The 7,215-nt window shown below is 66.5% G+C and carries 5 protein-coding genes; 4 read left to right on the forward strand and 1 reads right to left on the reverse strand.

Annotated elements, in window-relative coordinates; genetic code table 11:
* Positions 1-2: 2 nt before the first annotated feature.
* Entirely contained in the window at positions 3-2,627 is a 2,625-nt protein-coding gene (mutS, locus tag ACESL8_RS03105; RefSeq protein ID WP_372915851.1) for a DNA mismatch repair protein MutS, read from the reverse strand.
* Positions 2,628-2,786: 159 nt separating this feature from the next.
* Between mutS and ACESL8_RS03110 the strand changes: the two genes are divergently transcribed.
* The 4 genes from ACESL8_RS03110 to ACESL8_RS03125 all read left to right on the forward strand — a co-directional run.
* A complete protein-coding gene (locus tag ACESL8_RS03110; protein ID WP_372915853.1) occupies positions 2,787-5,060 on the forward strand; it encodes an NADP-dependent malic enzyme in 2,274 nt (757 codons plus the stop codon).
* The gene (locus tag ACESL8_RS03115; protein ID WP_372915855.1) at positions 5,054-5,833 is read left to right on the forward strand and encodes an alpha/beta hydrolase; all 780 of its coding nucleotides are present in this window, start codon (positions 5,054-5,056) and stop codon (positions 5,831-5,833) included. Before ACESL8_RS03110 ends, ACESL8_RS03115 begins: the two co-directional genes overlap by 7 nt.
* Positions 5,812-6,858: a tRNA epoxyqueuosine(34) reductase QueG gene (gene queG, locus ACESL8_RS03120; protein ID WP_372915857.1), complete on the forward strand. Its 1,047-nt coding sequence runs from the start codon at positions 5,812-5,814 to the stop codon at positions 6,856-6,858. The genes ACESL8_RS03115 and queG overlap by 22 nt, the downstream gene beginning before the upstream one ends.
* Positions 6,855-7,215: nitrilase-related carbon-nitrogen hydrolase (locus ACESL8_RS03125; RefSeq protein ID WP_372915859.1), on the forward strand; the 361-nt coding region annotated here is incomplete at its 3' end. The genes queG and ACESL8_RS03125, both read left to right, overlap by 4 nt.

Below are 7,215 nucleotides of genomic sequence, written 5' to 3' on the forward strand. Positions count from 1 at the left end.
GGTCAGCGGGTGCTGCCGGCCGGAGCGGCGAGGGCTTTCAGGTCGGCGAGCAGATCCAGCGCTTCGCGCGGGGTGATGTTGTCGGGGTCGATTGTGCTGAGTTTTTCGCGCAGTTCGTCGCCAGTAGGGGCGGCGGGGGCGGCGAAGAGGGGAAGCGTGTCGATGCCCGCGGCGATGCCGCCGGTCTGGTCGCGGCGGGTTTCGAGGCGGGTGAGGACGGCCCGGGCGCGGGCGAGGACGGGGGCGGGGACGCCGGCCAGGCGGGCGACGGCGAGGCCGTAGCTTTTGTCGGCAGCGCCCGGCACGACCTGGTGCAGGAAGACGAGATCGCCCTTCCATTCGCGCACTTTGACGGTGACGCTGGCGAGGCCGGTGAGCTTGGCGGTGAGCGGCACCAGCTCGTGATAATGGGTTGCGAACAGGCAGCGGCACATCAGATCGTCGTGGACGGATTCCAGCACCGCCCAGGCGATGGCGAGGCCGTCGTAGGTGGAGGTGCCGCGGCCGACTTCATCGAGGATGACGAGGCTGCGGCCGGTCGCGCCGGTGAGGATGGCGGCGGTTTCGACCATTTCGACCATGAAGGTGGAGCGGCCTTCGGCCAGATCGTCGGCGGCGCCGACGCGGCTGTAGAGCCGGTCCACCACGCCGATATGGGCCGAGGCGGCGGGCACGTAGCTGCCGGCTTGGGCAAGCACGGTGATGAGGGCGTTTTGGCGCAAGAACGTGGATTTGCCGGCCATGTTGGGGCCGGTGACGAGCCAGACGCGGCGATCTGCCGACAGGTCGCAATCATTGGGGGTGAAGCGGGCGGCGGATTTGCGCACCGCGAGTTCGACCACCGGGTGGCGGCCGGATTCGATATGGAAGGCGGTGGAGGCGTCCACGGCGGGGCGGCACCAGTTTTCCGAAGCCGCCAGTTCGGCCAGCGCGGCGGCGACGTCGAGGCGGGCCAACGCGGCGGCGGTGGCGGCGATGGCGGTGATTTGGGCGAGGGCGGCGTCGCGGAGTTCTTCGAGGTGGGCGGCTTCGGCAGCGAACGCGTGATCGGCGGCCTGGGCGATTTTGGTGCCGAGTTCGCCGAGTTCGGGGGAGCTGAACCGCACTGCACCGGCCATGGTCTGGCGGTGGATGAAGGCGCTGTCGCTGCGCAGGAGGGGGTCGGCGCGGGCGGCGGGGACTTCGATATGATAGCCCAGCACGTTGTTGTGGCGGATTTTCAGGGCGCTGATACCGGTTTCCGATTTGAGGCGGGTTTCGAGCGCGACAACAGCTGAGCGGCCATTGCGGGCAGTGTCGCGCAGGGCATCAAGCGCCGCATCGAGGCCGGGGCGGACGGCGCCGGGCAGTTCGATGGGCGGTTCATCGACCAGCGTGCGGGCGAGGTGTTCGACGAGTGCGCCCAAACCCCCACCGCTGCCAGTACCGATTTGCGCGAGGGTTTCGGCAAGCAGCGAAGGCGGTCCTCCGGCGACTGCTGCTTGCGCGGCGCGGGCGGTGAGGGCGTGCTTGAGGCCGAGCGCGCGGGACAGGCCGGTGTGGAGCTGGCCCAAATCGCGGGGGCTCCAGCGGCCGATGCTGAGGCGGGCCAATGCGCGGGCGATATCGGGCAGGCCGGCAAGGGGTTCGCGCGCGCCGGCGCGGGTGATGGGATCGGCGATGAACCAGCCGACCAGATCGAGCCGGGCGGCGATGAGGTGCGGATCGGTGAGCGGCGCGGCGATATCCTGGCCCAATTGGCGGGCGCCGGCGGCGGTGACGGTGCGATCGATGGCGGCCTCAACGCTGTGGCGCGATCCGGCGCGGGCGAGTTCGAGGCTGGCGCGGGTGGCGGCGTCGATGGCCATGCGGCTGCCGGGCAGTTCCTGGCGCGGCGGCAGGATGAGCGGAGCGGCCGAGCGGGCGGTTTCGTGCACGTAGGCCAGCAGCGCGCCGGCGGCGGCGAGTTCTGCGGGCGAGAAATCGCCCCAGCCATCCAGCGTGGCAACGCCGAAACGGGATTTGAGCGCGGACCCGGCGCGGGCGGCGGAAAAATCGGCGGCGGGGCGGGGGGTGGCCCCTTGGTGGGGGCTGGTTTCGGGAACGAGCAGTTCGGCGGGCGCAAGGCGGGCGATTTCGCCTTTGAGTTCGGCGAGGGAACCGGCGCGGGTGTGGAAGGCACCGGTGGACAGATCGAGCCAGGCCAATCCTGCATTCGGCCCGGCGTTGGGGGCTTCGCCGGCCAGTGCCGCCAGCCAGTTGGCGCGGCGGGGTTCGAGGAGAGCGGTTTCGGTGAGGGTGCCGGGCGTCACGATGCGAACGATGGCGCGGGCGACGACGCTTTTGCTGCCACGTTTTTTTGCATCGGCCGGGTTTTCCACCTGTTCGGCGATGGCGACGCGGTGGCCAGCGCGGATCAGGCGGGCGAGGTAGTTTTCGTGGGCGTGGACGGGCACGCCGCACATCGGGATTGGCTGGCCGGCGTGTTCGCCGCGTTTGGTGAGCGTGATATCCAGCGTGGCGGCGGCAGCGACGGCGTCTTCGAAGAACAGTTCGTAAAAATCGCCCATGCGAACAAACAGCAGGGCGTCACGCGCCTCGGCCTTGAGGCCCAGATATTGGCTGATCATGGGGGAAGCGGCCGTCATACGGCTGCGATAGCGCGACGCGGGCGCTGCTGCAAAGGGTGGGCTGCAAAGATGTGCGACCGCACGGAGCCGATAGCATCCAGTGCCAAAGCGCTTGCCCCTTTGCTGCCACAATCCTATCCCTAACTTCATGGCCCGGGGCACAACGGAAAATCAGCGATGAGCAAAAACGACGACAAGGATCTTGGGCAGGATTTCGGTGACCGCGAGGCGCTGGCCTATCACCGCATGGGCAAGGCCGGGAAAATCGACATTGTCGCATCGAAACCGATGGCGACGCAGCGCGACTTGAGCCTGGCCTATTCGCCGGGTGTCGCCGCGCCGGTGCGCGCCATCGCCGCCGACCCTGACAGCGCCTATGATTATACCATCAAGGGCAATCTGGTCGCCGTGATTTCCAACGGCACTGCTATCCTGGGCCTGGGCAATCTGGGCGCGCTGGCATCAAAGCCGGTGATGGAAGGCAAGGCGGTCCTGTTCAAGCGCTTTGCCGATATCGACAGCATCGATCTGGAAGTGGACACCGAGGACGTCGACAAGTTCATCGCCTGCGTGGAACTGCTGGAGCCGTCGTTCGGCGGCATCAACCTTGAGGATATCAAGGCGCCTGAGTGCTTCATCATCGAAACCACGCTGAAGGAACGGATGAACATCCCGGTGTTCCACGATGATCAGCACGGCACGGCGATCGTGGCGGCGGCGGGCATGATCAACGCCATGCACCTGACCGGGCGCAAACCCGAAGATGTGAAGATGGTGGTGAACGGTGCCGGCGCGGCGGCGATTGCCTGCACCGAATTGATCAAGCTGTACGGCGTGCGCCATGTCATCATGTGCGATACCAGCGGCGTGATTTACAAGGGCCGCGAAAAGGGCATGAACCAGTGGAAATCGGCGCATGCTGCCGATACGCCGGCGCGTTCGCTGGAAGAGGCGATGGTGGGCGCCGATGTGTTCATGGGCCTGTCGAAGAAGGGCGCGGTGAGCCCGGAAATGGTGGCCAGCATGGCGGCCAATCCGATCATTTTTGCCATGGCCAATCCCGATCCGGAAATCACGCCCGAAGAGGTGCTTAAGGTCAGGCAGGATGCCATCGTTGCCACCGGGCGCAGCGATTATCCCAACCAGGTCAATAATGTGCTGTGCTTCCCCTATCTGTTCCGGGGCGCGCTGGATGTGCGGGCGACTGCCATCAACGAGGAAATGAAGCTGGCGGCGGCCAACGCCATCGCCAGCCTCGCGCGGATGCCGGTGCCCGATGAAGTGGCCGCGGCGTATGGCGGCAAGGCACGCACGTTCGGCCCGGAATATATCATCCCGGCGCCGTTCGATCCGCGCCTGATCGAGCATATTCCCATCGCCGTGGCCAAGGCGGCGATGGCATCGGGCGCGGCGCGCAAGCCGTTTTTCGATGAAGAGGCCTATCGCCTCGAACTGCGCGGGCGGCTGAACCCCACCACCTCGATCCTGCAAGGCGCCATTGAAAACGCGCAAAGCCGGCCGCGCCGGGCGGTTTTTGCCGAAGCCGAACAGGATGTCGTGCTGCGCGCGGCCATGAACTGGAAAAACAGCGGCTATGGCACGCCGGTGCTGGTGGGGCGCGAAGGGCCAGTGCGTGAAGGGCTGGCGCGGCTGGGCGTGGAAGATCCCGAAAGCTTTGAAATCCACAACAGCGCCATTTCCCCGTTGGTGCCGCGCATGGTCGATTTCCTGTACGAACGCCTGCAGCGGCGCGGCATGCTGCACCGTGATGTGCAGCGCATGGTCAATCACGAACGCAACGTATTTGGCGCGCTGCTGGTGGCGATGGGCGAGGCTGATCTGATGATCACCGGCGTCACCCGCAATTTCGCCACCACCTACCGCCAGGTGCGCCTGGTCATCGATCCGGCGCCGGGCCGCCGCCCGTTCGGCATCCACATGCTGGTGGGCAAGCAGCAGACGATTTTCATCGCCGATACCACGGTAACGGAACGACCCTCGGCACAGACGCTGGCGACCATCGCCGTTGAGACCGCCGCCGTGGCGCGCCGGCTGGGGCAGGAACCGCGCGTGGCATTCCTGTCGTACAGCAATTTCGGCAACCCGCGCGGCGAGTTTGTCGATAATCTGCGCGGCGCCATCGAGATCCTCGATAAAAGCCAGGTTGGTTTTGAATATGAAGGCGAAATGTCGGCCGACGTGGCGTTGAATCCGGCGATGCGGGCGCAATATCCGTTCAGCCGGCTTTCTGGCCCGGCCAATGTGCTGATCATGCCCGGCCTGCACAGTGCCAATATCGCGGCCAAGCTGATCAAGGAAGTCGCCAGCCTGCACGTGGTTGGCCCGATGCTGGTCAATATGGCCTTGCCCGTGCAGATCGTGCCGATGAATTCCAGTGCTTCGGATATCGTCACGCTGGGCGTGCTGGCTTCAACCGGCGTGGTGTGTTGAAACCGCCAGTTCTCCTCATCCACGGCATGTGGTCGACGCCGGCCACATTCGATCGGCTGCGGCTGGCGCTGGAGGCGCAAGGCCACACCTGCCATGCACCGGCGCTGCCGTTCCACGATCGCCCGGCCAGCCTGCCGCCGCATGCGGCGCTGGGGGAATTGTCGATCACCGCCTATGTCGATCATCTGGTGGCCGAAGCCGGTAAATTGGGGGCGGCGAATGGCATTGGGCCGGTGATCCGTGGCCATTCGATGGGCGGCCTGCTGGCGCAGATGGTGGCGGCGCGGATTCCCCACGCGGGCTTGGTGCTGCTGTCACCGGCGGCGGCGGCCAACAGCCAGTCGCCCAGCCTGGACCAGGTTCGCACGCTCAAGAATGTTGTGCTGAAATGGGGCTGGTGGGAAAAGCCGACGCTGGGTGACGAAGCAGGCGCGCGCTGGGGCATTTTCAACGGCGTGCCTGAAGAGGTGACGGCCCGGGAAATCGCCGCGCTGGTATGGGATTCGGGGCGTGTTCTGAGCGAAATGGCGCTGCCGCCGTTGTTTGGGGGCGTTACGCGGGTGGATTATGCCCGGCTGGGCCAGCCGGCGCTGGTGGTGGTGGGGCTGAATGATCGCATCACCCCGCCCGGCATTGCGCGGGCCACGGCGCGGGGCCTTGCTGGGCGGGTGGATTATCACGAATTGCCCGGCGCTCCGCATTGGCTGTTCTGGGGCGAGCTGGAAGTCCGGGTAACGGCAATGGTGGTCGATTGGCTGGCGACGCTCCGCTGATCGCGGCGTTGAAGGCCGAGGCATTGGCGCTTGGCTTTGCCGATATCGGCATCACCGCGGCCGGTGCGGTGCCGCAGGCCGGCGCGCGGCTGCGGCGATGGCTGGCCGATGGCTGCCACGGAGACATGATCTGGATGGAGAACCGCGCCGACGAACGCGCGTCGCCGGCGGGGCTGTGGCCCGAAGTGCGATCGGTGATCATGCTGGGCACCAGTTATGCCCCGCCGCTGGACCCGCTGCGACTGGCTGGCCAAGGCGATACCGGGGTGATTTCGGTGTATGCGTGGAACCGCGATTACCACGATCTGATCAAGAAGCGCTTGAAAACACTGGCGCGCTGGCTGGTGGGGCAGGCGGGCGGAGACGTGAAGGTGTTCGTCGATACCGCGCCGGTAATGGAAAAGCCGCTGGCGGCGGCCGCGGGACTGGGGTGGCAGGGCAAGCATAGCAATCTGGTGTCGCGCAGCCATGGCAGCTGGCTGTTTCTGGGGGCGATCTACACCACGCTCGATCTGGCGGCCGACGCGCCGCATGCGGATCGCTGCGGCAGCTGCACGCGCTGCCAGACGGCGTGCCCTACCGATGCTTTTCCCGAACCTTACCGCCTCGATGCGCGGCGCTGCCTGGCGTATCTGACCATCGAGCATGCAGGGCCGATCCCGGCCGAATTTCGAGGGCCCATGGCCAACCGCATTTACGGCTGCGACGATTGCCTGAGCGTGTGCCCGTGGAACCGTTTTGCCAAGGCGACCGAGGAGCCGGCATTTTTGCCGCGCGCCGAATTGACCGCACCCAAACTGGCGGAACTGCTGCGCCTGGATGATGTCGCGTTCAGGGCGCTGTTTTCCGGCAGCGCCATCAAGCGCATCGGCGTGGCGCGTTTCATCCGCAACTGCCTTTATGCGGCGGGCAACAGCGGCGCGGCGGCGCTGTTGCCGGCGGTGGCGGCGCATCTTGGCAGTGATGATGCCGTGGTGGCCGAAGCGGCGGCGTGGGCAATGGATCAATTGGAGGGCGCGACATGACGATACAAACGGGCACGGCGCGGCTGGCGGCGTTGCAGATCGGCAGCCGGGCAACCACGGCCGAAACGCTGGATGCGCTGATGGCGCGGAGGGGGGAATTGACGGATGCGCGGCCCGATCTGCTGGTGCTGCCCGAGGCGTTGCTGGGCGGATATCCCAAAGGCGCGGATTTCGGTGTGCGGCTGGGCTATCGCACGGCGGGCGGGCGCGATGCGTTCAAGCGTTATTGGGAACAGGCGATCGAGCTGGACGGGCCGGAAGTCGCGGCGCTGGGCGAACTCGCGGCGGAAATCGGCACGACCATGATCGTCGGTGCGATCGTGCGCAGCGGCGCGACGCTGCATTGCCGCGTACTGC

The sequence above is a fragment of the Sandarakinorhabdus sp. genome, from assembly GCF_041689835.1.
GTDB lineage: Bacteria > Pseudomonadota > Alphaproteobacteria > Sphingomonadales > Sphingomonadaceae > Sandarakinorhabdus.